Raw genomic sequence first — 23,965 nt, forward strand, 5'->3', positions numbered from 1 at the left:
CCCTGGTTTGCTTCGTCGCTTGCGCTCCTCGCAATGACGTAGCGGTTCTAGCGCCCGATCAGCGCATCCCAGAGCGGCAGGCTGGCCAGCGCGCTCAGGAAAATCACCAGATAGGCGATGCGGCGGAAGGAGATTTCCGACGCAAGCCGGAAGCCATGCGTGCCGATCCAGAGCCCGACGCCGTAGACCGCAAAGAGCGGCACGGCCGTCATGGCGGCTCGCGTGGTGAGGATGCCGGCATACCAGAGCGTCGCGCCGCTGATCAGCGTCGAGATGCCGAAGAAGGTCTGGAGGTTGGCGCGGGTCTTGTGGCGATCGTTGCGCTGCGCGCCGAGCCAGAACACCGCCAGCGGCATGCCGCCGATGCTGGCCATGCCGTTGCACAGCCCCGACAGCACGCCGACACCGAGCGAGAGCGGAATGCCCGGGCGGCCATGATAGCGCCAGCCCGAGGCCATCAGCGCGACGGCGGCGAGGACGAGCAGCGCGAGGATCCAGCGCATCGTCTCGCGATCGAGCCAGATCAGCAGCCAGATGCCCGCCGGCAAAGCGAGCGTCGCGGTCGCTAATAGCGGCAACACCTCGCGCCATTCCGCCTGCTTGGCGCTGCGGGCGGCGATGGGCAGCGCGAAAGGCAGGTCGATGAACCAGATCAGCCCGAGCGCCGCCACCGGGCCCAGCACCATGCTGGCCAGCGGCATGAACACCATGGCGAAGCCGAAGCCGGTAAAGCCACGCACGAGGCCGCCGAGCACCGTGGCGAGGAGCAGGACTGCTATTCCGTCGAAGGACAGATCGGGAAAGAAGGAGGCGAGGAAGGACTGCATCGAACCGGGGAAGGCGGGAAGGCGGGAGCGCGCGCCACCATCGCCCAAGCGGCCTTGCGATCAAACCATTCCTTTTTGATGCCTTCGATGAGCATATGTCATCGGTGCGATACCGGGTTGCAGGACAAATCCTCTTTACCGGAAAACCACGCGGCACTTTTCCGGCCGATGCTTTACGGTGTCGGGCCATGGCATCTGCGATTCGCATCCTCGGTCTCGATCCCGGCCTCCGCAAGACGGGCTGGGGCGTGATCACCTCCGAAGGCAGCAAGCTCAGCTTCGTCGCCTGCGGCTGCGTCGAGAGCGACGGCACGCTGACGCTGGCCGAACGGCTCCGGCAATTGCATGAGGGTCTGACCAGCGTGATCACCTCTTTCGATCCCGATGAGGTCGCGGTCGAGGAGACCTTCGTCAATCGCGATCCGCAATCGACGCTGAAGCTTGGCCAGGCGCGTGGCATCGCTCTGGTCGTGCCGGCGCTGGCTGGCTTGGGCGTCGCCGAATATGCCGCCAACCTCGTCAAGAAGACGGTGGTTGGCGTCGGCCATGCCGACAAGAAGCAGATCCAGATGATGATCCGTGTGCTGCTGCCCAAGGCTGAGGCGAAATCGGCGGATGCGGCCGATGCGCTGGCGGTGGCGATCTGCCATGCCCAGCATCGCGGCATGCGCACGCTGGTGGCCCAGATGCGGGCCTCGGCGTGACAGGTTCAAGCTTCGACAGAGAATGCGACGGGGTCTGAGATGATCGGCAAGCTCAAGGGCCTGATCGATTCCTATGGCGAGGATCACGTCATCCTCGACGTGCAGGGCGTCGGCTATGTCGTGCAATGTTCGTCGCGAACGCTGCAGCGCCTGCCCAAGCCGGGCGAGGCCGCGGCTCTCTCCATCGAGACGCATGTGCGCGAGGATGCGATCCGCCTCTACGGCTTCATGTCGGACAATGAGCGCGACTGGTTCCGGCTGATGCAGATGGTGCAGGGGGTGGGTGCCAAGGTCGCGCTCGCCATCCTCTCGACGCTGGAGCCCGGCGCGCTCGCCACCGCGATCGCCACCAATGACAAGGCTGCGGTCGCACGTGCACCCGGCGTCGGGCCCAAGCTCGCGCAGCGAATCTGCGCCGAGCTGAAGGACAAGGCCCCGGCCTTCGGCCATATCGACCCCGGTGTCGCCCAGCTTGCCGGTGCGCTGGAGGGCCGCAATCTGCCGCAGCCGGTGGCGGACGCGGTCTCTGCCCTGTCGAATCTCGGCTATCCGCAGGCGCAGGCCGTTGCGGCCGTTGCGGCGGCGTCGCGGGCGGCAGGCGAGGGAGCGGGAACCGCCCAGCTGATCAAGCTCGGCCTCAAGGAACTGGCCAAGTGACAGGTCAAGTGACAGGTCAAGTGACTGGCCAAGAGACTCGCAAAATGAAGATCGTCGAGGCCCCCGCTATCCGCGACGTCGAGGACAAGAGCGCGTTCCTGGCGCTGATGCTGGCGAGCTGGGGCTCGCACAGCATGATGCTCGGCCTCCACGTCTATGATTGCGCCGAACTCGACCTGCTCGGGGTTTTCTCTGCCGATGGCGAGGCGATGGCCTATGCCAGCTGGACCATGCGCGGCGATGTCGGTCTGCTATGCGCGTTGCATTCCGTCGCGCCGGGGCAGGGGGCGGCGATCCAGCTTCTCGAAGCGGTCAAGGCCGCCGCCAAGGCACGCGGCGCGGTCAAGCTGCGGGCGATGCTGACCAATGACAATATGCCGGGGCTCGCCTTCTACCAGAAGTTCGGCTTCCGGTTCTCGGGGCTCTATCTCGAAGCGATCGACAGCTTTCGTTCGGTGATACCGACGATCATCCGGACGGGCTATATGGGCATCCCCGTGCGCGACGCGCTCGAACTGGAGATCGACCTTTGAGCGAGCCCCGCCGCCTTGTGACGCCAGAGCGTCGCGACGACGACAGCGAGACTTCGCTGCGGCCGCTTTCGCTCGGCGATTTCACCGGCCAGGCGGCCGCGCGGGCCAATCTCCAGGTGTTCATCAACGCGGCCAAGACGCGCGGCGATGCGCTCGACCATGTCCTTTTCGTCGGGCCGCCAGGTCTCGGCAAGACGACGCTGGCGCAGATCGTGGCCCGCGAGCTCGGGGTGAATTTCCGCTCGACCTCGGGTCCCGTCATCGCCAAGGCCGGCGATCTCGCGGCGCAACTGACCAATCTCGAAGAGCGCGACGTGCTCTTCATCGACGAGATCCACCGGCTCAACCCGGCGGTGGAGGAAATCCTCTATCCGGCGATGGAGGATTATCAGCTCGACCTGATCATCGGCGAAGGACCGGCCGCGCGCTCGGTCAAGATCGACCTGCCGAAATTTACGCTGGTCGGCGCGACGACGCGGGCCGGGCTGCTGACGACGCCGCTGCGCGACCGTTTCGGCATCCCCATTCGCCTGCAATTCTACACGGTCGAGGAGTTGCAGAGCATCGTGTCGCGCGGCGCCCGCGTGCTCGGTATCGGCATGTCCGATGACGGCGCCAACGAGATCGCGCGGCGCTCCCGAGGGACACCGCGAATCGCGGGCAGGTTGCTCCGGCGCGTGCGCGATTTCGCCATCGTCGACGGCGATCCGGTCGTGACGCGCGCGGTCGCCGACAAGGCGCTCAGCCTGCTCGATGTCGACGCCATCGGCCTCGACCAGATGGACCGGCGCTACCTCACCACCGTGGCGATCAATTTCGGCGGTGGGCCTGTCGGGATCGAGACCATCGCGGCTTCGCTGTCGGAGCCGCGCGATGCCATCGAGGAGATCATCGAGCCCTTCCTGCTCCAGCAGGGTTTTATCCAGCGCACCCCGCGCGGACGGCTGCTGACGCCACACGCGTTCAGGCATCTCGGCATGCCCGAACCAAGCCGCGAGGTGGCGCAGTTCGGCCTGTTCGGGGATGGCGAGGAGGAGTGATGCTTGGGCCCGGCAGCAGGACTACGCCGCGCTGATGGGGAGTTGAGCATGATCCGGGTCGCCAAGCGATCGCGCCGTGCGCGAGGCGCTGGCAAAGCCCTGGCTCCATAAAGATGCCCTGCAAGCGCCAGGGACCGCTGTTTCACTCGGAAACGCACCGTCATTCCCGGGCGTAGCGAAGCGGAGACCCGGGATCCATCGGAGGGCTGGACGGCGCCCTCCGATGGATCCCGGATCTGCGCGGCTTTGCCGCTTGTCCGGGATGACGGCGCGTTTCCGAAGCAAAAGGATATGGTTGGAGCCCAGCCATGTCTCGTCGCTAGTCCTGGCTACCGCGCGAATTTCGAGCGATGCATGGCCGAACGCTGGCCGGCATGGTCGAGCGCGCCCGATTTTGCCGATTTGGGGTTGGGGACGGAGGCCATGCCCTTATCCGCCGTCCGGCTGGCGGGCCGCTTGGCCGGGCTCTGGCGCTGTTTCAGCGCGAGCGCCTTGCGCGCAAGGCTGCGCTGGCTCGGCTCATGTGCCTTTTCGGTGCGGCGCGTGCGTTCCGCCCCGACGCGCTTCAGCGCCGCGGTCAAGGCGTCGGCCTTGGCCTTGGTGCCGCTGTTGTCGGAGGCCGGGCGCGTCCCCTGCGGCTCGGCCTTGCGGCGCATCTCGCGCCTTTGCTGACGGGCAGTCGAGCGGGCCTTGTCGCGGCGCTCGCGCAACTGCACTGAAAGCTCCTTCAGTTCGGGATCGGTGATGCTGCCCAGGGTGAGGCGCTGCGTCCGGGCGACGAGCTGGTATTCGGTCTTGTCGAGAAGGCGCTCGATTGCCTTGGTCGATTGAGCCATGGTTTTCCTCCACTTGAACGCGTCGGTAGGGGAACCCTATCGATCCCTCCCGGTTCCCGATATCAGGCTTTCCCCGAGGTCGAGTTGCGGCTTGCCGCTCGGAGAGAAGGCGCGTTTCACCGGAAGCGCGTTTCTTGGGACGGCCGGGTGGTCATTTGACCCCGAAAGCCTCTAAAGGTCGGGGCACCGTCACTTGAACGCCCGAGTCACTTGAACGCCCGAATTGATATGAGCGCCGTCCATCAGATCCCCATCCGCGTCTATTACGAGGACACCGATTTCTCCGGCGTCGTCTATCACGCCTCCTATCTGCGCTTCATGGAGCGCGGCCGCACGGAGCTGATCCGGGCGCTCGGCGTCGAGCAGCGCGAACTGTTCGATGGCGACACCGCGCTCGGTTTTGCCGTCCGGAAGATGAGCATCGACTTCCTCAGGCCGGCCGTGATGGACGATCTGCTGACGGTGGAGACGCGGTCCGTGGCGGCGCGCGGGGCGACCATGGATGTCGAGCAGCGCGTGCTGCGCGGCGAGGAGGTGCTGATTACGGCGCAGGTGCTCGTGGCCTGCGTCGGGGGCGGGCGGGCGCGGCGAATTCCCGATGGGCTGCGGCAGCGGCTGTTGCTGGAAGACTGAAGGCCGGTCGGCGCGCATCGGGCCAGCGCGCCACTGTCGACGATCGCGCGGCGCCATGTTAGCGCTCGACACATGAGCTGGAAACGCGACAAGCCCGATCAGCCGCCACGCGGCTATCACCACGGCAATCTCAAGGAAGAGCTGGTGCGCGCCGCGCTCGGGCTGATCGGCGAGAAGGGCCCCAACGGTTTCACCTTTGCCGAGGCCGCGCGGCTTGCCGGCGTCAGCCCTGCCGCGCCCTATCGGCATTTTCGCGACCGGGACGATTTGCTGGCCGATGTCGCGACGCGCGGCTTCCTGGTGTTCGAGGCCGCGCTCACACGTGCCTGGGACCAGGGCAGGCCCGAGCCCGAAGCCGCCTTCCATCGTCTGGGGCGGGCCTATCTCGCCTTTGCCCATGACGAGCCGGCCTACTATTCGGCGATGTTCGAGGCCGGCGTGTCGCTCGATGTGAGCCCGGAGCTTCGCAGTGCGGCCGATCGCGCCTTTCTGGTGTTGCGCACGGCGTCGGAGGCTCTGATCGCCAAGCTGCCCGCCGGGAAACGCCCGCCCTCGCTGATGATGGCGCTGCATGTCTGGTCGATGTCGCATGGGGTCGCCGCCCTGTTCGGCCGCGCCGATGGCGGCAGGCGCCCGCTGCCGATGTCGGCGGCCGAGCTGCTGGAAGCGGGAATGCTGATTTATCTGCAGGGACTTGGCTTGGGGCCGGGTGCGAAAGACTGACACTGCTGGAACGCCCGTCGAGCCCTCATCCTGAGGAGACATTTCGCAGAAATGGCGTCTCGAAGGATGGTTCCAGTGTGCTCTGGAACACCCTTCGAGACGCCGCTGCGGCTCCTCAGGATGAGGGCTCGGTTTGCAAGGGTCTCCCAGGTTCGGCAGCCAGGTTCGGCAGCTAGGCTCGGCAGGTTCCTGTAGCCCCGCCAAATCGCCTCACTGACAAAGCCGACGCCACCCGCCTTGACAAAAGTTGGAGGTGGGGCCATTTATGTAAATGTGATTTACATTCACTCTTGCTCACGGTGAGGGAACCAATGCCGATCGTCGCGAAACTTGACGAGTATGGAAGGGGAGCCTGGATCGCCTTTGCGGTTCTCGGCTTCATTGTCTGGTGGCCTCTGGGTCTGGCGACCCTGGCCTTTTTGTTCGGGAGTGGACGCATGGGTTGCGGATATGCCGGAGCGGACCGGTATGAGCACAGGATGAGCCGCCTGCAGGACAAGATGGAACGCCTGCGCGAGCGGATGGGCGGTCATCGGGGCGGCTTTGGCAGCGGCTTCGGTGGCGGTGGCTGGCATCGCGGGCCGTCGAGCGGCAACGCCGCTTTCGACGAGTACCGCACTGAGACGCTGCGGCGGCTCGAGGACGAGCAGCGCGAGTTCCAGGACTTCCTGGGCCGGCTGCGCATGGCCCGCGACAAGGCCGAGTTCGACCAGTTCATGGCCGACCGGCGCAGCGAGGAGGCGCCCCATCAGAACCCGCCCCAAAACCCGCCTCAGAGCCCGGCATAACGCCGCTCTTCACGAAAAGATGAACGCATCAGCACCCGCCCCGGGACACCGGGGCGGGTGTTTTTGCACGTGTGGGCCTACCAATCGCCCGACGTATACCGGGCATTAACCTTGCTGGAGGCTTAACTCGATCCTGAACATGCGTTTCGCAGGAAACCCCGTTTCGGCCCATCTTTCGCCGGATTCACAAGCGATTGACGAGAACGGCATTCCCCGGATCGCAGATCGGGCGGCGGCGTGGGTATCCCGCGACGCGTACGATGAGGCGTTGGCCTGAGCCTTATGGCGGCGACCTGCCATCGGACTTTGCCGTCGGTCTGGCCACAGGACTTGGCCATCGGCCACGGGACCTAACAATGAGGGCCGGATGTCATCCGGAACTCGAATGGAACGAGAGCATGATGTCGACCGGTAATCGGTTTGCGGATTTTGGCATCATGCGGCGCGGCAGAAGGATGACCGGATGAACCCCGCCGAGGTCGCGCAAGTCGCGCCACAGATCGACATGTCGTTCTGGACCCTGTTCTGGCACGCCCACATCGTCGTCAAGCTCGTCATGATGGGTCTGCTCGGCGCCTCGATCTGGTGCTGGTCGATCATCATCGACAAGACGCTGCTCTATCGCCGCACCCGCAAGGACATGGATGCCTTCGAGGAGGTGTTCTGGTCGGGCCGTTCGCTGGAGGAGCTTTATCGCGACCTCGCCAGCAAGCCGGTCAACGACATGGCGGCGGTGTTCGTCGCGGCGATGCGCGAGTGGAAGCGCTCCTTCGAGAATGGCGGCCGCTCGGTCGCCAGCCTGTCGCAGCGCATCGACAAGGTCCTCGACGTCACGATCCAGCGCGAGGCCGAACGGCTCGAGTCGAAACTGCTCGTGCTCTCCACCGTTGCTTCGGCTGCGCCGTTCATCGGCCTGTTCGGAACGGTCTGGGGCATCATGAACTCCTTCACCGCCATTGCGGTGTCCAAGAACTCCTCGCTCGCCGTCGTTGCGCCGGGCATCGCGGAGGCCCTGTTTGCGACCGCGATCGGCCTGTTCGCCGCGATTCCGGCGCTGATGGCCTATAACAAGCTCCAGGCCGAGGTCGCCAAGGCCCAGAACCGGCTCGAAGCCTTCGCCGACGAGTTCTCCGCGATCCTGTCGCGGCAGATCGACGAGCGGCTGGCAGCGTAGGGGCGGGGCCATGGGAATGTCAGCAGCATCCGGCGCCAAGGCCGGGGGACGACGCGGCCGGCGCGGCCGGCGCCACGGCGCCATCGCCGAGATCAACATGACGCCGTTCATCGACGTCATGCTGGTGTTGCTGATCATCTTCATGGTCGCGGCACCGCTGATCGCGACCGGAGTACCGCTTGATCTGCCGCAGACCGGCGCCAAGCCGATCAATGTCGACCAGAAGCCCGTCACCATCGCCATCGACAGCAAGGGGCAGATCTTCCTGCAGGACCAGCCGACGCTGGAGCCGGATCTGGTGACGAAGCTGCAGGGGCTCGCCAAGCAGGGCTTCGACGAGCGCATCTATGTCCGGGGAGACCGCATGGTCGATTACGGCCGTGTCGCCTCGGTGATGTCGACCATTACATCTGCCGGCTTCAAGCGGGTCGCGCTGGTCACCGAACCAGCGGCACGCTGAGGCCAGTGGAAGCAAGGGTGTTCAGGGCGTGAAGCTATCGACCTCCGAACCGGGCATGGTGATGTCGGCGCTCGGCCACGTGACGTTTCTCGTCGCGGGGCTGCTGGCGTTCTCTTCGCCTGCGCCTCTGCCGGAGAACGAAGAGGCCATCGCCGTCGAGGTCGTCGACCCGAGTTCGCTCAACCAGGTGACGCGCGGCGAGCGCAGCGCCGAGAAGGTCCAGGCGCAGCCGATCCAGCGCGCCGAGCGCCAGTCCGAGATCGTCGAGCGCAAGGAAGCGGGCGAGGCCAAGCAGGACACGCCGGCGCCGCCTTCACGGCCCGCCGAACTGAAGACGGCCGACGACAACGCCGCAGCCCCGCTGCCGCCCTCGCGTGCCGCGCTCCTGCCCAAGACCGAGCCGAAGCCGACGCCGCCCGAGCCGGTGAAGCAGCCGCCGCAAAAGACCGAGGCGCAGGCTCAGGCCCAGGCCGAGCAGAAGCGCGAGGAGCTGGCCAAGCTCGCCGAGGAGGCCGAACTAGCCTCGAAGGCGAAGAAGGCCGAAGAGGAGGCCAAGGCTGCCGCCAAGGCGAAGTCCGAAGCCGACGCGCAGGCCAGGCAGGAGGCCGCCGCGAAAGCGAAGGCCGAGGCGCAAGCCAAGGCTGAGGCCGCCGAAGCCGCGAAGGAAAAGGCGGAAGCCCTTGCCAAGGCGAAGGCCGAGGCTGAGGCGAAAGCCAAGATCGCCGCCGCCGCCAAGGCCAAGCAGGAAGCCGAGGCAAAGGCCAAGCGCGAGGCCGAGATCGCCAAGAACTTCAATCCCAACGATATCGCCAAGCTGCTCCAGTCCAAGGAGCAGGCGCAGTCGTCCGGCTCTTCGGCGCCGCAGGTCAACCGCACCGCTTCGCTCGGCACCGAGCGTGGCGCGGCGCAGAAGCTGAGCCCGTCGCTGCGGGCGCAGCTGGTCGGGATCATCCAGGACCAGCTCCTGAAGTGCTGGAACGTGCCGATAGCGCTGGCCAACGCCAAGGGCTCGGTGGTTCCCTCGGTTCGCATGAAACTGAATACGGACGGTTCGCTGGCGGCACAGCCGGGCGTGATCAATTCCTCGTCCGATCCGCTGTTCCGCGTGGCCGCCGATTCCGCCCTGACCGCAACCCGCCGCTGCGCACCTTTGCGCATCCCGGCTCAATTCGCCTCCTATTACGACGACTGGCGTGACGTCGTCGTCAATTTCGATGCAAGGGACGTGCTGTGACCCAGACCGACCGCACTTTTTCGAACACTGCCGGCCTTGCGAACAGCGCCGGGATGGGCCGGGCCCTGGCCTCGCCGACACGACGCCGCCTGCTTGCGCTGAGTGGCGCTGCCCTGCTCGTTCCAGCCGCTGCCAAAGCGGAATTGGTCATCGACCTGCGCGGCGGTTCGTTCCAGCCGATGCCGATCGCCGTAGCCGATTTCGGTGGCGAAAGTGGCGTGCTGGTTTCCGGCGTCATCAGCAACAACCTGAAGCGCTCGGGCTATTTCAACCCGATCGACAAGAGCCGGCATCCCGAAAAGAATCCGCCCTTCGATGCGGCGCCGCAGTTCGACGCCTGGAAGGCGGCGGGCGTGCAGGCGCTGGTGACGGGCCGCGTCTCGCGCGATGGCGGGCGTATCAAGGCCGAATTCCGGCTCTGGGACGTCGCCACCGGCACCCAGACCGACGGGCAGCAGTATTTCACCGACCCGAACAATGCGCGTCGCGTCGGCCACATCATCTCGGATGCGGTCTACACCAAGGTCACCGGTGTCGGCGGCTTCTTCGACACGCGCGTCGTCTTCGTCGACGAGTCCGGGACGAAGGAAAACCGGCGCAAGCGGCTGGCGATCATGGACCAGGACGGCGCGAATGTGCGCTACCTGACCAATGGCGATGTCTCCGTGGTGACGCCGCGCTATTCGCCGGTCTCCCAGGAGGTGACCTACATGTCGCAGCGGCTCGGCGAGCAGCCGCGCGTGCATGTGCTGAATATCGAGACCGGCCAGCGCCAGATCGTCGGCAATTTCCCCGACATGACCTCGAGCCCGCGCTTCTCGCCCAATGGCGGCAAGATCGTGCTCAGCCTGCAGCAGGGCGGCAACGCCAATCTGTATGCGATGGATATCGGTTCGCGCACCACGACGCGCCTGACCTCGACGGGCGCGATCGACACCTCGCCGTCCTATTCGCCCGATGGCACGCAGATCGTGTTTGAGAGCGATCGCGGCGGCTCCCAGCAGCTTTATCTGATGGGTGCAGGCGGCGGGGAGGGCAAGCGGCTCTCCTTCGGGCAGGGTTCCTACTCGCAGCCTTCCTGGTCGCCGCGTGGCGATCTGATTGCCTTCACCAAGCGCACCAGCGGCGGCTTCGGCATCGGCGTGATGCGTCCCGATGGCAGCGGCGAGCGCCTGCTGACCGAAGGCTTTCACAACGAGGCGCCGAACTGGGCTCCCAACGGCCAGTATCTGATGTTCTTCCGCGATCCCGGCGGCCAGTCCGGCGGCAAGCTCTACATGGTCGACATCACCGGCCGCGTCGAACTGCCGGTGCCGACGCCGGCCTTCGCCTCGGACCCGACCTGGTCGCCGCTGCTGACCGCGGCGCGCTGAGGCGAGGCGAGTCTCTCGGCTTCATCCTATCCTGAGCCCTCATCCTGAGGAGCGGTCGAAGATCGCGTCTCGAAGGATGCTCCCCGAAGCTCCCGAGCCCGCTGGAGCATCCTTCGAGACGCCGCTGCGCGGCTCCTCAGGATGAGGGCTCGCTTAGTTTGACCGTTGGGCGCGTTGCAAAGCAGCCACACCTCCCGGAAAGCCGCATTTCGCAGCATTTGGTTAACCATACGCCGCAATGCCGCCACTTCGCCTTGTTCTGGCAAGGTCTTGTTTAGGTTGACGCTTCATTGATGGCCCTCTGTGCAACGCCGTCCGTGAGCCGCGTCTCGCAAATCGATTGCCCCGGAGTTCAAAATGTTGTCGACCCTTTTTGCTGGCGGCCGCGCCGTCCGTTTCGCAGCCGCCATTGCCGCCACGCTCGCGCTCGGTGCCTGCGCCAAGGACCAGAATGCTGATGCCGGCGGCTTCGGTGCCGGCGGCGCCGCGACCCCGGGCAGCGCCCAGGACTTCGTGGTCAATGTCGGCGACCGCGTCTTCTTCGAGACCGATTCGACCGATCTGACCTCGACTGCGACCGCGACGCTCGACAAGCAGTCCACCTGGCTGCAGCGCTACCCGCGCTACACCTTCACCATCGAAGGCCATGCCGACGAGCGCGGCACCCGCGAATACAACTTCTCGCTGTCGGCCCGTCGTGCCCAGACCGTGCGCGACTATCTCGCCTCGCGCGGCATCCAGGGCAACCGCATCCGCGTCGTCTCCTACGGCAAGGAGCGTCCGGTCGCTGTCTGCAACGACATTTCCTGCTGGTCGCAGAACCGCCGCGCGGTGACTGTGCTGGATGGCGCCGGCGGCGTCTGACCCTTAAGATCCCGTACTTGGGATCTGATATCTGAGAGGGCCGGCACCTTCCGCTTCGGAAAGTGCCGGCCTTTTCATATTTTGGCCGTGGTGCGAGCGTGTTATAGGGCGCGACGCCGCCTGCAGACTGGTTCTTGATGATGCTCCGCTCCCTCGCTCTTCCCCTCGGCTTCCGTTCGGGCCTCGCCGCGCTCGCTATCGGCGCTGCCTTGTTCGGGCTTCCGGCGCCCGCTCTGGCGCAGGACGCGGCTGATCTGCTGGTGCGGACGACGCGTCTGGAGAACCAGCTGCGCCAGCTGTCCGGGCAGATCGAACAGCTGCAATTCGAGAACCGGCGGCTGAGCGAGCAGCTTCGCAAGTTTCAGGAAGACGTCGATTTCCGCATGAACGAGCGCGGCGGCGCGCGTCCCTCCAACGCCGCGCCTGCGCCCGGCAATGCTGCGCCGCCTGCCGGCGCGCCGCCGCAGCGCCAGCGCCGTGGCGATGCCTTCGACCCGAGCACGCAGCAGGGCGCAGCCGGCGCGCCCAGGCCGATCGATGGCGGCATCGGGGGCATCATCGAGGAAGATTTCACGGGAGGGCAGGGCCCGCTCGACCTGCAGGGCGTCGGCCGCAACGTGCCCCAGGGCGCGCTCCCGCAGACAGCGCCGCGCGGCCCCAGCGTCGCGGCAGCGAGCGGCCCGGCCACGGCCAAGGAGGCCTATGACGTCGCCTATGCCTCGATCCTGCGGAAAGAGTACGAGCAGGCGGAAATGGGCTTCCGGCAGTTCCTCCAGAGCTATCCGCGCGACAGGCTCGCGGTCGATGCGACCTACTGGCTTGGCGAGAGCTATTTCCAGCGGAAGCGCTATCGCGAGGCGGCCGAGCAGTTCCTCAAGGTGTCCCGCGAATCGCCCCGCTCGGGCAAGGCGCCCGACAGCCTGCTGAAGCTCGGCATGGCGCTGAACGGACTGGGCGCCAAGGATCAGGCCTGCGCCACCTATGCGAAGGTCGGCGTCGACTACCCTTCCGCCTCCAATGCCGTCCGTCAGAGCGTGGAGCGGGAACGCCGCCGCTCCGGCTGCGCTTGAGCGAGCCGGCACCAGACTTTTCGGAACCTCCGCCGGTTTCCAACCTCGAGGCGGCCGGCCTGTTCGCCGGTCTGGCCGGCGAGACCAGGCTTCTCGTCGGCGTGTCCGGCGGGCCGGATTCCGTCGCGCTGCTCGCCTTGCTGGCCGATTGGGTGCGGGGAGCAGGGCGGCCGGCGCTGCATGCGGCCACAGTCGACCATGGCCTGCGCGCCGCCTCTGCGGCCGAGGCGCGCGATGTCGCCGCGCTTTGCGAGCGCCTTGGCGTCTCCCATGAGATCCTGATCTGGGACGGCGTGAAACCTGCGACCGGCTTGCAGGCCCAGGCGCGCCGGGCGCGCTATGAGTTGCTTGCGGCTGCGGCCACGCGACTCGGCGGCGCGGTTCTGATGACCGCACATACATTGGACGATCAGGCGGAGACGCTGCTGATGCGCATGGCGCATGGGTCCGGGCCGTCCGGTCTTGTCGGGATGCGCGACCGGGTGCGCAAGGGCGAGGTCGAGCTCGTTCGACCGCTGCTTGGGGTTTCCAAGGCCCGGCTCGTCGCCACGGCACGCGCGCGTCACCTGCCTTTCATTCACGATCCGAGCAATGGCGACAGCCGTTTCGAGCGGGTGCGCTGGCGCAAGCTTCTGCCCGAGCTGGCGGATGAGGGGTTGAGCGCCGAGCGACTGGCGGCGTTGGCGCGGCGCATGGCTCGGATGGAGCAGGCCGTAGCGCACAGGGCGGCGGAATTGCTGCCGATACTCTCGATGCCCGTCGACGCGGGGCAGGGCGTGCGGCTCCGGTTCTCGGCGCTGCTGGCCGAGCCCGAGGAAATCGTGTTGCGCGTCGTCGCCTTCCTGCTCGACGAGGTGGCGGCCGAGCGGGAGGGCTTTGGCCGGCTGGAGCGGCTGGAATCCTGTGTTTTGGCGCTTGCCGAGGCGTCCCGTCACAACTTGGCCATGAACCGGACATTGTCGGGGTGCCTGCTTTCGCTGGGCCTCGATGGTGTCCTGACCCTCCGGCGCGAGGCCGTTCGCAGACGTGGTGTTCACCCTGCGACGTCATAATCACCTGTGGTGGCCCCTTTCCCTTGGCAAGGGCACGTGTCGCACCTAGATTAGCTGAGCAAACCCTTGGCCTCTTCCGGTTGGTCCGGCAGGCCCGATCGGACTGGTAATGAATCCGAATTTCCGAAATTTCGCCCTTTGGGTGGTGATTTTCCTGCTGGTTCTGGCGCTCGTCACGCTGTTTCAGAGCCCAAGCCAGCGCGCCAGCACCAATGAAATCCCCTACAGCCAGCTCATCAACGAGTCGGAAGCCGGGCGCATCGCGAATGTCGTGGTGGCCGGGCAGGAGATTTCCGGCACGTTTTCCGATGGCCGCACCTTCGTGACCTATGCGCCTTATGGCGATCCGGCGCTGCTGAAGACGCTGGCCCAGAAGGGGGTGCAGGTCTCCGCCCGCGCTCCCGCCGAGGGCACGCCCTGGTTCATGGCGCTGCTGGTCAACTCGCTGCCCTTCGTCATCTTCATCGGCCTGTGGATCTTCATGTCCCGCCAGATGCAGAACGGCGCCGGCCGGGCGATGGGCTTCGGCAAGTCGAAGGCCAAGCTCCTGACCGAGGCGCATGGCCGCGTCACCTTCGAGGATGTCGCGGGTATCGACGAGGCCAAGGAAGACCTCCAGGAGATCGTCGAGTTCCTGCGCGATCCCCAGAAGTTCCAGCGGCTGGGCGGGCGTATCCCGCGCGGCGTACTGCTGGTCGGCCCTCCCGGCACGGGTAAGACGCTGACGGCGCGTGCCGTCGCCGGCGAAGCCAATGTGCCGTTCTTCACGATTTCGGGCTCCGACTTCGTCGAGATGTTCGTCGGCGTCGGCGCCAGCCGCGTGCGCGACATGTTCGAGCAGGCGAAGAAGAACTCGCCCTGCATCATCTTCATCGACGAAATCGACGCTGTCGGCCGCCATCGCGGCGCCGGTCTCGGCGGCGGCAATGACGAGCGCGAGCAGACGCTGAACCAGCTGCTGGTCGAGATGGACGGCTTCGAGCCCAACGAAGGCGTGATCATCATCGCCGCGACCAACCGTCCCGACGTGCTCGACCCCGCTCTGCTGCGTCCCGGCCGTTTCGACCGCCAGATCGTGGTCCCGAACCCCGATGTCGCCGGCCGCGAGAAGATCCTGCGCGTCCACGTCCGCAAGGTGCCGATGGCGCCTGACGTCGACCTCAAGATCCTGGCCCGCGGCACGCCCGGCTTCTCCGGCGCGGACCTGATGAACCTCGTCAACGAGGCGGCGCTGCTCGCGGCCCGCCGCGGCAAGCGCATGGTCACCCATGCCGAGTTCGAGGACGCCAAGGACAAGGTCATGATGGGCGCCGAGCGCAAATCCATGGCGATGTCCGAGGAAGAGAAGAAGCTGACCGCCTATCACGAGGCCGGTCACGCCATTGTCGGCCTCTATGTTCCCGCCGGCATCCCCGTCCACAAGGCGACGATCATCCCGCGCGGACGCGCGCTCGGCATGGTCAAGTTCCTGCCCGAGGGTGACCGCTACTCGATGAAATACAAGGAGTTCACCTCGCAGCTCGCGGTCGCCATGGGCGGGCGCGTGGCGGAGGAGATGACCTTCGGCATGGAGAACGTGACGTCGGGCGCGACTGGCGACATCCAGCAGGCGACGAAGATGGCCAAGGCCATGGTCACCCAGATGGGCTATTCCAAGGAACTCGGCATGGTCGCCTATGGCGACAATCAGGAAGAGGTCTTCCTGGGCATGTCGATGGGGCGGACCCAGAGCCTGTCCGAAGCGACCGCGCAGAAGATCGATTCCGAGGTGCGCAAGCTGGTCCATCAGGGCTATCTCGACGCCACGGCGATCCTGACCGAGCATCACGAGCAGTTCGTCGCCGTTGCCGAGGCGCTGCTCGAGTTCGAGACGCTGACCGGCGACGAAATCCGCGACCTGATCGCAGGCAAGCGCCCGGTGCGCGAGAGCGATGACACGCCGCATGCGCCGCGCGGTTCGGCCGTGCCGAGCGCCGGCAAGGGCCGCAAGCGCGGCGAGCCGGATGCCGGGCTGGAGCCGCAGCCGCAGGCCTGAGGCAGGCGCAGAAGACTTTGAAAGGGTGGCCCATCGGGCCGCCCTTTTTCATATGGCGATGACATCTCGCGGGCCCTGCGGGGCTGCCTCGCGCCTGTCCGGATACGTTTCGTCACAATTCGTGAGAAGGCAGAAAGGAATTCCGGCTATAAAACGCGCCAGATCGGGCCAGCAGTCCCGCATTGGACAGAGCGAAGATGACACGCAAATATTTCGGGACCGATGGCATTCGCGGACGCGCCAATGGCGTGATCACGCCGGATCTCGCCCTCAGGGTCGGACAGGCGACGGGCCTCGCCTTTCGGCGCGGCGAGTACCGGCACCGTGTGGTCATCGGCAAGGATACCCGCCTTTCCGGCTACATGATCGAATATGCCATGGTCGCCGGCTTCACCTCGGTCGGCATGGATGTGATGCTGCTCGGCCCCATGCCGACGCCGGCCGTGGCGATGCTGACCCGCTCGATGCGTGCCGATCTCGGCGTGATGATCTCGGCCTCGCACAATCCTTACGAAGATAACGGGATCAAGCTGTTCGGCCCCGACGGATACAAGCTCAATGACGAGCTCGAGGCCGAGATCGCCGCGCTGATCGATTCCGATCTGACGGCCCGCCTTTCGACCTCGCCAGCGCTCGGCCGGGCCAAGCGCATCGACAGCGCCCATGCGCGCTATATCGAATTCGCCAAGCGCACCCTGCCGCGCAATATGAGCCTCGAGGGACTGCGCATCGTGCTCGATTGCGCCAATGGCGCCGGCTACAAGGTCGCGCCCGAGGCTTTGTGGGAGCTCGGCGCCGAGGTCATCGCGATCGGCGTCGAGCCGGATGGCTTCAACATCAACCAGGATGTCGGTTCGACCCGGCCCGAGGCGCTGATCGCCAAGGTGAAGGAGCTGCGCGCCGATATCGGCATCGCGCTCGATGGCGATGCCGACCGCGTACTGATCGTCGACGAGCATGGCCAGATCGTCGATGGCGACCAGCTCATGGCCGTGATCGCGCGGAGCTGGCAGGAAGACGGCCGGCTGTCGGCGCCTGGCATCGTCGCGACCATCATGTCCAATCTCGGCCTCGAGCGCTATCTCGCCGGGCTGGGCCTCAGCCTTGCACGCACCGCCGTTGGCGACCGCTATGTGCTCGAGCACATGCGCAGCCATGGCTTCAATCTCGGCGGCGAACAGTCCGGCCACATCATCCTCTCGGATTTCGGCACGACGGGGGACGGGCTGGTCGCGGCGCTGCAACTGCTTGCCGTGGTCAAGCGGATGGACAAGCCGGTCTCGGAGGTCTGCCACTGCTTCGAGCCGTTGCCGCAGATCCTGAAGAACGTGCGCTACAAGCAGGGACAACCCCTGAAGGAGCAGCCTGTCCTGACCGCCATCGAAGCAGCCCGCGTCATGCTGGGCGAGGGCGGGCGGCTGGTGATCCGGCCCTCGGGCACAGAGCCGGTAATCCGCGTCATGGCCGAGGGCGACGATCGCGACCTCGTCATGCGCGCGGTCGACGATGTCGTCGACGCGGTGACCAAGGCGGCGGCCTAGAAGCTCAAGCGCGTCCCTGGCGGAACCTCGTTGTCATTCCGGGGCAGGCCGCAGGCCTGAGCCCGGAATCCAGAACCGATGCCGGCAGTCATCAAGGGCCGGGATCGCGGCGCTTTACCGTCACCCGCATCGGCTCTGGGTTCCGGGTCCTTCGCTTCGCGAAGTCCCGGAATGACCGCGTGGTTCCCAGAAACACGACACGCGCCAACCTCTCCAAATTCGCTGTTAACTTGTCGGCAAGTATTCAGCCGAATTTCAGACTTTCTTGAGGTTAATTCCTAAGGTTAAGTCTCATTTAAGAAATAGCTGGCATCGTCCTTCCTGTCGGTAACTCGCGCGAGCTGCGTTCTTGCGTCGCGCAAACTCGAAGGACACTGCCATGGGCAGCCTGAAAATTTTTGCGCTGGCAGGTGTCATGGCCGTCAGTGCCTCGGCCATCGCCAGCGCCGCGGACCTTGCCTATGCGCCTCCGCCGCCGCCCCCGCCGGAGCTGAAGGGCACGATCGGCGGCGGCTGGTATCTTCGCGGCGACGTTGGTGTCGGCGTCCAGTCCTATGGCGACCTCGATGTGCGCCTGAATGGCGGCCCTGTCCTTGGGGCAGCGGGCGTGACCTCGTTCAACACCGTCAAGTCGAAATCGGATTTCACGGGCTTCGCCGGTGTCGGTGTCGGCTATCAGTTCAACAACTACCTGCGTTTCGATCTGACCGGCGAATATCGCGGTGGGTCGATCAATGGTCGCGACCAGCTGTCCTATGATTTCGGCACGCCGACTGATCAGATCAACACCTACCGGGCCGACATCGCCAGCTTCGTCGGCCTGGCCAATGCCTATATCGATCTGGGCACCTGGAACTGCCTGACGCCCTATCTCGGCGCCGGTATCGGTTTCGCCAATCATACGGTCAACGGCCTGTCGGATATGGGCATCAACCAGGCGGTCGGCGGCGGCGCGAACGTCTCCTTCGCCTATGCCGACTCGGCCACCAAGACCACGGTCGCCTGGGCCCTGATGGCCGGCGTCTCCTACGACGTGACGCCCAATCTGAAGCTCGACATCGGCTATCGTTACCTCAACCTGGGCGATGGTCCGACGATGGGCCTGCGCGGCGCTGCCGGTCTTCTCGCCAATCCCAGCTCCTCGGTTCGCTTCAAGGACCTGGACAGCCACGACATCCGCATCGGCATGCGCTGGAACTTCAGCGATCCGAGCTGCTGCGGCCCGGTCGAGCGCCCCGTCGCTTACGCAGCGCCGGTCGTGCGGAAGTACTGAGCGCGCGACGGCACGAGCCTTCGTTGGACATAACAACGGCGCGGACCTCGGTCCGCGCCGTTTTTCGTTTCGGACGCGAGTCCAGAGACTGTTTGAGAATTCAGCCCTCATCCTGAGGAGCCGCGAAGCGGCGTCTCGAAGGATGGTTCAGGAGGCTCCCGAACCATCTGGAGCATCCTTCGAGACGCCATTCCTGACGAAATGGCTCCTCAGGATGAGGGCTGTCAAAACTTCCCAAAGGGCTCTCAGCGCAGCAGTGACTGCCCGGTCATCTCGGCGGGTTGCGCTAGGCCAAGCAGCGCCAGCAGCGTCGGCGCAATGTCGGCGAGGCGTCCTTCGACCAGCGCTGAAGCGTTGCCGCCAACCAGCATCAGCGGGACCGGATTGGTCGTGTGAGCGGTATGGGGCTTGCCGGTCACCGGATCGACCATCAGTTCGCAATTGCCGTGATCGGCGGTGACGAGCAGCGCGCCGCCGGCCCTGGAGATCGCATCCGCGATGCGGCCGAGCCCGGCGTCGACCGTCTCGACGGCTTTGATCGCGGCAGAGAGCACGCCGGTATGGCCGACCATGTCGGGATTGGCGAAGTTCAGAACCACGAGGTCGTAGCGCCCGGAATCGATTGCCTCGACCGCGCGGTCCGTGAGTTCGGGCGCCGACATCTCGGGCTGGAGGTCATAGGTCGCGACCTTGGGCGAGGGCACCATGATGCGCTCCTCCCGCGGATAGGGCGTTTCCTCGCCGCCGTTGAAGAAATAGGTGACGTGGGGATACTTCTCGGTTTCCGCCATCCGAACCTGCGCGAGGCCGGCCTTGGCGACGGTTTCGCCGAGGCCATTGGCCAGCGTCTGCGGCGCGAACAGGGCCGGCATCAGCGGGTCGAGCTCGGAGCTGTAGGAGGTCATGCTCACGGCCCGCGCGAGCTTGGGCAGGCGCGGGCGCGCGAAGCCGGAAAATTCGGGCTGGAGGACCGCGCCGAGGATTTCGCGAATGCGGTCGGAGCGGAAATTGAAGCTGAGCAGCCCGTCTCCGTCCTGCATGCCGGCATAGCCGCCGATCACGGCCGGCAGAATGAACTCGTCATTGACGCCATCGGCATAGGCGCCGGCGATGGCCGCCTGTGCGTCGGGGAAGGGATGGCCTTCGCCCAGCACCATGGCGCGCCAGGCTTGTTCGACGCGCTCCCAGCGGTTGTCGCGATCCATCGCGTAGTAGCGGCCCGACAGGCTCGCGATCACGGCCTGAGGTGGCAAGGCGGCGGCGAAGGCGGCGACATATTCGGCGGCCGATTGCGGGGGCGTATCGCGGCCGTCTGTGAAGATGTGGACGCGCACCGGGATGCCGCGCCGGGTCAGAATCTTGGCCAGCGCGACCGCGTGGTCCTGATGGGCATGCACGCCGCCGGGTGAGACGAGGCCGAGCAGCTGACAGGCGCCGCCGCTCTTCAGAAGCGCCTGGATCAGGCCGGATGCCTCCAGCGCCCGTTCGATCGAGCCATCCGCAATCGCCTGGTTGATGCGCGGCAGATCCTGCATCACCACGCGCCCGGCGCCGAGATTGAGATGGCCGACTTCGGAATTGCCCATCTGGCCGCCGGGCAGGCCGACATCGAGACCCGAGGTTTTCAGGAAGGCATGCGGGGAGCTCGCCCAGAGCCGGTCGAAATTCGGCTTGTTCGCGAGGAGCACGGCATTGTCAGCCTTCTCCTCGCGCCAGCCCCAACCATCGAGGATCATCAGCATTACGGGGCGGCTCGGCATCGGACGACCTGTCGGTATCTGTGAAAGGTGCTTGTGCGGATATCACGCTCCGCGACGCCAATGCGAGTGCTAAGAGACAGTTGGAAAATTCAGCCCTCATCCTGAGGAGCATCCTTCGAGACGCCATTCCTGACGAAATGGCTCCTCAGGATGAGGGCTGTAGGAATTCTCAAACGGGTTCTAAGAAGGAACGCCGGCCCTGCTGGGCCGCGACAGGGGAGGGTGCCGATGGCAATCAAGGCTCTCGTTTTCGACGCATATGGCACATTGTTCGACGTGCAGTCGGTGGCCGGCGTGACGGATGCCGCCTTTCCCGGCCATGGCGAGACGATCACGCAGATCTGGCGGCTGAAGCAACTCGAATACACCTGGCTGCGGGCGCTGATGGGCCGCTACGAGGATTTCTGGACGGTGACCTGCGAGGCGCTCGGCTTCACGCTGGAGACGCTCGGGCTGGCCACGACGCCGGAGCTCATCGCCCGGATAGCGGAAGCCTATGACGCGCTTGCGCTCTATCCGGAAGCGCGGACGGCCCTGGAGGAGCTGGCGCCCTATCGCCTCGCCATCTTCTCGAATGGCAGCCCGGCCATGCTGAAGCGGCTGGTGGCCCATGCCGGCATAGGCGAACTGCTGGAAACGGTGATCAGCGTCGACGAGATCGGCGTCTACAAGCCCGATCCGCGTGGCTATGGGCTTGTCGAGAAACGCCTCGGGCTGGGGCGGGAGGAGATCCTGTTCGTCTCCTCCAATGGCTTCGACATCGCCGGCGCCAAGGCGCATGGGTTCAAGGTGGCGCGCATCGAACGCGTGCCCGCTGCTGCTCTTCGCTCGGAGCTGGCTGGCGCCGGCCCGATCGGTCCCGCGCTTATGTTCAAGGCCCTGCGCATGCAGCCCGAACAGCTCGGCTTCACCGCCGACATCACCATTGCCGGCCTGACCGATCTCGTTTCCTATGCGGCCCAACACAGGTGACGAGGCCGGCGATCCAGCCTCGTCAAAGGAGCATCTCGATGATCAAGTTCTATTACCACCCCTCGCCGAACCCGGCGAAGATCGCGCTGTTCCTCGAAGAGGCCGGCCTGCCCTATGAGATGGTGCCGGTCGACACGCGCAAGGGCGAACAGTTCAGCCCCGAGTTCCTCGCGATCAATCCCAACGCCAAGACCCCGGCGCTGACCGATGGCGATGTCACGGTCTTCGACAGCAATGCGATCCTGCTCTACCTCGCCGAGAAGACCGGGCAATTCCTGCCCGAGAACACGCCCAAGGTGCGCGGCGAAATGCTGTCATGGCTGATGTTCGTCGCCACCGGCATCGGCCCCTATTGCGGCCAGGCGGTGCATTTCAGCCGCTTCGCGCCCGAGAAGGTTCCCTATGCGATCAACCGCTATGCCCGCGAGGCCGAGCGGCATTGGGGCATCATCGACGCGCAGCTCGGCAGGCAACGCTACATGCTGGGCGACACATATACGCTGATCGACATGTCGGTCTGGGGCTGGGCGACGCGGCTGGCCTTTGCGATCGGCGATGAATGGGCCACGAAATTCCCGAACGTCAAACGCCATCTCGACGAGATTTCCGCTCGTCCCGCGGCGCAACGCGCCGTCGCATTGAAGGATCAGTTCGCCTTCAAGACGGAATTCGACGACGAGGCCCGCAAATTCCTGTTCCCGCAGAACGCGCATCTGGTCGCGTAACCGGATTGCCCCCAGGTGACGACCGGCCTGACGCAGCATGGTTTGCGTCAGGTCGCGTCATCAGCCTCATTGTCCTTCAGCGCCTCGAAGGGGGCATCCAGCGTGTAGACGAGACCGGTCGGGAGGTAGGCGCTTTCGGCGCTGCCACTGGCGGCCGGGAAAGTCCGCTCGATCAGGCGCGAGCCGAAACCGCGCCGTGATGGCGCGACGACCGCCGGGCCGCCGCTTTCCTGCCAGCGCAGCCGGAACTGCTTGGAGCCTTCGATCTCGTCGAGACGCCAGGTCAGCGAGACCCGGCCGGACTGGTTCGACAGCGCTCCGTATTTGACCGCATTGGTCGCAAGCTCGTGCAGGATCAGGGTCAGGGACAGGGCCGTCTTGGGGCCGAGGACGACGTCGGGGCCCTCAATCGTGAAGCGCTGCGGATCGCCCTGGATGCCGACGATGCTTTCGGCGACGTCCGAGATGGCCGCATTGGCCCTGGGACCGCCGACGAGCAGGTCATGGGCCCGCGAAAGGGCCGCCAGCCGCGCGCCGAAGGTTTCGTTGGCAGCTTCGAGCGACGGAGCGCTGCGCAGCGTCTGCGAAGCGATGGCCTGAATCATCGCCAGTGTGTTCTTCACGCGATGCGCCAGCTCCTGCATCAGCAGGCGCAATTGCGCCTCGGCCTCCTTGCGCTCGGTGATGTCGAGATGCGCGCCGATCAGCCGGATCGCGCGGCCGGTCTCGTCGCGCTCGATCTGCGCGATCGCGGAAATCCAGCGCACAGCACCGTCGCGGGGCCGGATGATCCGGTATTCGATCTGATAGTCGCAGGATGTGCCGGCCACCGTCTCGCGGAAATGGCTCTCGACCATCGCGCGCTCCTGGGGATGGATGCGGCGGACCCAATCCTCATGGCTCTCATGGACGGCTTCGGGCGGAAGCCCGTGGATCAGCAGATATTCGGGCGAACGCCGGTTGCGGAACCCCTCGCGCAGATCGACCTCGAGGCCGCCGACCCTGCCGATCTTCTGGACCTGAGCCAGTTCCTGTTCGCGCAGGCGCAGGGCCTGCTCGGCGGCATCGCGCTCGCGCTGCGCGGCGATCAGGGTGGTCGTCTCGATGACGATGGCAAGGACTGCGACGGTTGCGCCGGTTTCGTCGACGATCGGGCTGTAGTCGACGTTCAGCCAGACGTCTTCGGCCACGCCATTGCGATGAAGCACGAGCGGCAGGTCGCGATAGGAGAGCGGCGAGCCGCCGAGGACGGTCTTCATCACCTCGCGATGCAGGTCGATGACCTCGGGCCAGGCTTCGAACAGGTCGCGACCGAGGATTCCGGGATGCTTGGCGCCGGCAATCACGGCATAGGCGTCATTATAGAGCAGGATGCCGGTCTTGCCCCAGAAGATGACCATCGGCGTCGGCGAGAGCAGCACGAGTTGCAGCGTGGATTTGAGGCAGGGCGGCCATTCCGCGGGAACGCCAAGCACGGTCTCGCGCCCGGTCCATGCCCGAAGCAAGGCGCCGACCTCACCGCCGCCGACCGGCCAAAACTGCTCCGTCATGGCCGTGTTCCCCCGAGCCGACCAGCTGTTCACACCGGAATGTCCGCAAAGCCGGCGTGGCATTTGCTTGCCAGTCCGCGTGGGTCACGGCAAGCGGACATACGACTGAGCCCAGCGAATCCCTGCGGATGATTCCTTTTC

23 protein-coding genes are annotated in these 23,965 nt (G+C 65.7%); 19 read left to right on the plus strand and 4 right to left on the minus strand.

Features of this window, described 5'->3' with window-relative positions; translation table 11 throughout:
- Positions 1–47: 47 nt before the first annotated feature.
- On the minus strand, positions 48–875 hold the full coding sequence (locus C4S73_RS16275; RefSeq protein WP_103873556.1) for a sulfite exporter TauE/SafE family protein: 828 nt from the start codon (positions 873–875) through the stop codon (positions 48–50).
- Between the two features lie 140 nt (positions 876–1,015).
- Between C4S73_RS16275 and ruvC the strand changes: the two genes are divergently transcribed.
- From ruvC to ruvB, 4 genes are read left to right on the plus strand one after another with little or no spacing between them, the layout of a single operon-like run.
- Entirely contained in the window at positions 1,016–1,531 is a 516-nt protein-coding gene (gene ruvC / locus C4S73_RS16280) for a crossover junction endodeoxyribonuclease RuvC (RefSeq protein WP_103873557.1), read from the plus strand.
- A 39-nt stretch (positions 1,532–1,570) separates the two neighbouring features.
- Complete coding sequence (ruvA, locus tag C4S73_RS16285) at positions 1,571–2,188, plus strand: Holliday junction branch migration protein RuvA (RefSeq protein WP_103873558.1); 618 nt, start codon at positions 1,571–1,573, stop codon at positions 2,186–2,188.
- A 44-nt stretch (positions 2,189–2,232) separates the two neighbouring features.
- On the plus strand, positions 2,233–2,721 hold the full coding sequence (locus tag C4S73_RS16290) for a GNAT family N-acetyltransferase (RefSeq protein WP_103873559.1): 489 nt from the start codon (positions 2,233–2,235) through the stop codon (positions 2,719–2,721).
- Positions 2,718–3,761, plus strand: a complete 1,044-nt coding sequence (ruvB, locus tag C4S73_RS16295) for a Holliday junction branch migration DNA helicase RuvB (protein ID WP_103873560.1) — start codon at positions 2,718–2,720, stop codon at positions 3,759–3,761. The genes C4S73_RS16290 and ruvB overlap by 4 nt, the downstream gene beginning before the upstream one ends.
- A 329-nt stretch (positions 3,762–4,090) precedes the next feature.
- On the opposite strand, the gene C4S73_RS16300 is transcribed toward ruvB, so the two are convergent.
- Positions 4,091–4,597, minus strand: a complete 507-nt coding sequence (locus C4S73_RS16300; RefSeq protein ID WP_103873561.1) for a hypothetical protein — start codon at positions 4,595–4,597, stop codon at positions 4,091–4,093.
- Positions 4,598–4,825: 228 nt separating this feature from the next.
- Here C4S73_RS16300 and ybgC point away from each other — a divergent pair, with 228 nt between their 5' ends.
- From ybgC to C4S73_RS16365, 13 genes are all read left to right on the plus strand, one after another.
- Positions 4,826–5,230 carry a tol-pal system-associated acyl-CoA thioesterase gene (ybgC, locus tag C4S73_RS16305; protein ID WP_103873562.1) on the plus strand — a complete coding sequence of 135 codons (405 nt, stop codon included), beginning with the start codon at positions 4,826–4,828 and terminating at the stop codon, positions 5,228–5,230.
- Positions 5,231–5,302: 72 nt separating this feature from the next.
- Positions 5,303–5,953: a TetR/AcrR family transcriptional regulator gene (locus C4S73_RS16310; protein WP_103873563.1), complete on the plus strand. Its 651-nt coding sequence runs from the start codon at positions 5,303–5,305 to the stop codon at positions 5,951–5,953.
- Between the two features lie 311 nt (positions 5,954–6,264).
- Positions 6,265–6,741 carry a DUF2852 domain-containing protein gene (locus C4S73_RS16315; RefSeq protein ID WP_103873564.1) on the plus strand — a complete coding sequence of 159 codons (477 nt, stop codon included), beginning with the start codon at positions 6,265–6,267 and terminating at the stop codon, positions 6,739–6,741.
- A 463-nt stretch (positions 6,742–7,204) separates the two neighbouring features.
- The gene (gene tolQ, locus C4S73_RS16320) at positions 7,205–7,915 is read left to right on the plus strand and encodes a protein TolQ (RefSeq protein ID WP_103873565.1); all 711 of its coding nucleotides are present in this window, start codon (positions 7,205–7,207) and stop codon (positions 7,913–7,915) included.
- A gap of 10 nt (positions 7,916–7,925) precedes the next feature.
- Positions 7,926–8,375 carry an ExbD/TolR family protein gene (locus C4S73_RS16325; protein ID WP_103873566.1) on the plus strand — a complete coding sequence of 150 codons (450 nt, stop codon included), beginning with the start codon at positions 7,926–7,928 and terminating at the stop codon, positions 8,373–8,375.
- Positions 8,376–8,403: 28 nt separating this feature from the next.
- Positions 8,404–9,609, plus strand: coding sequence for a cell envelope integrity protein TolA (gene tolA / locus C4S73_RS16330; RefSeq protein WP_146071369.1), 1,206 nt, complete (start codon positions 8,404–8,406; stop codon positions 9,607–9,609).
- 53 nt (positions 9,610–9,662) lie between these two features.
- Positions 9,663–10,982 (plus strand): Tol-Pal system beta propeller repeat protein TolB, encoded by a 1,320-nt coding sequence (tolB, locus tag C4S73_RS16335; RefSeq protein WP_103873627.1) that lies wholly within the window; start codon positions 9,663–9,665, stop codon positions 10,980–10,982.
- A 357-nt stretch (positions 10,983–11,339) separates the two neighbouring features.
- Positions 11,340–11,846, plus strand: coding sequence for a peptidoglycan-associated lipoprotein Pal (gene pal / locus C4S73_RS16340; protein ID WP_103873568.1), 507 nt, complete (start codon positions 11,340–11,342; stop codon positions 11,844–11,846).
- A gap of 137 nt (positions 11,847–11,983) precedes the next feature.
- Positions 11,984–12,916 carry a tol-pal system protein YbgF gene (gene ybgF / locus C4S73_RS16345; RefSeq protein WP_342210576.1) on the plus strand — a complete coding sequence of 311 codons (933 nt, stop codon included), beginning with the start codon at positions 11,984–11,986 and terminating at the stop codon, positions 12,914–12,916.
- Positions 12,913–13,968: a tRNA lysidine(34) synthetase TilS gene (tilS, locus tag C4S73_RS16350; protein WP_103873569.1), complete on the plus strand. Its 1,056-nt coding sequence runs from the start codon at positions 12,913–12,915 to the stop codon at positions 13,966–13,968. Before ybgF ends, tilS begins: the two co-directional genes overlap by 4 nt.
- 109 nt (positions 13,969–14,077) lie before the next feature.
- Entirely contained in the window at positions 14,078–16,003 is a 1,926-nt protein-coding gene (gene ftsH / locus C4S73_RS16355) for an ATP-dependent zinc metalloprotease FtsH (protein ID WP_103873570.1), read from the plus strand.
- Positions 16,004–16,200: 197 nt separating this feature from the next.
- Positions 16,201–17,544 (plus strand): phosphoglucosamine mutase, encoded by a 1,344-nt coding sequence (gene glmM, locus C4S73_RS16360; protein ID WP_103873571.1) that lies wholly within the window; start codon positions 16,201–16,203, stop codon positions 17,542–17,544.
- A 379-nt stretch (positions 17,545–17,923) separates the two neighbouring features.
- Positions 17,924–18,817: an outer membrane protein gene (locus tag C4S73_RS16365; protein ID WP_103873572.1), complete on the plus strand. Its 894-nt coding sequence runs from the start codon at positions 17,924–17,926 to the stop codon at positions 18,815–18,817.
- A 245-nt stretch (positions 18,818–19,062) separates the two neighbouring features.
- Here C4S73_RS16365 and gpmI read toward each other — a convergent pair whose 3' ends face one another.
- On the minus strand, positions 19,063–20,577 hold the full coding sequence (gpmI, locus tag C4S73_RS16370; RefSeq protein ID WP_103873573.1) for a 2,3-bisphosphoglycerate-independent phosphoglycerate mutase: 1,515 nt from the start codon (positions 20,575–20,577) through the stop codon (positions 19,063–19,065).
- 228 nt (positions 20,578–20,805) lie between these two features.
- Here gpmI and C4S73_RS16375 point away from each other — a divergent pair, with 228 nt between their 5' ends.
- Entirely contained in the window at positions 20,806–21,549 is a 744-nt protein-coding gene (locus C4S73_RS16375; protein ID WP_103873574.1) for a haloacid dehalogenase type II, read from the plus strand.
- Between the two features lie 38 nt (positions 21,550–21,587).
- Positions 21,588–22,274 carry a glutathione S-transferase family protein gene (locus C4S73_RS16380; RefSeq protein WP_103873575.1) on the plus strand — a complete coding sequence of 229 codons (687 nt, stop codon included), beginning with the start codon at positions 21,588–21,590 and terminating at the stop codon, positions 22,272–22,274.
- Positions 22,275–22,321: 47 nt separating this feature from the next.
- Here C4S73_RS16380 and C4S73_RS16385 read toward each other — a convergent pair whose 3' ends face one another.
- Positions 22,322–23,824, minus strand: coding sequence for a sensor histidine kinase (locus C4S73_RS16385; protein WP_160115799.1), 1,503 nt, complete (start codon positions 23,822–23,824; stop codon positions 22,322–22,324).
- Between the last annotated feature and the right edge of the window lie 141 nt (positions 23,825–23,965).

This window comes from Allobosea lathyri (assembly GCF_900108245.1).
Lineage (GTDB): Bacteria > Pseudomonadota > Alphaproteobacteria > Rhizobiales > Beijerinckiaceae > Allobosea > Allobosea lathyri.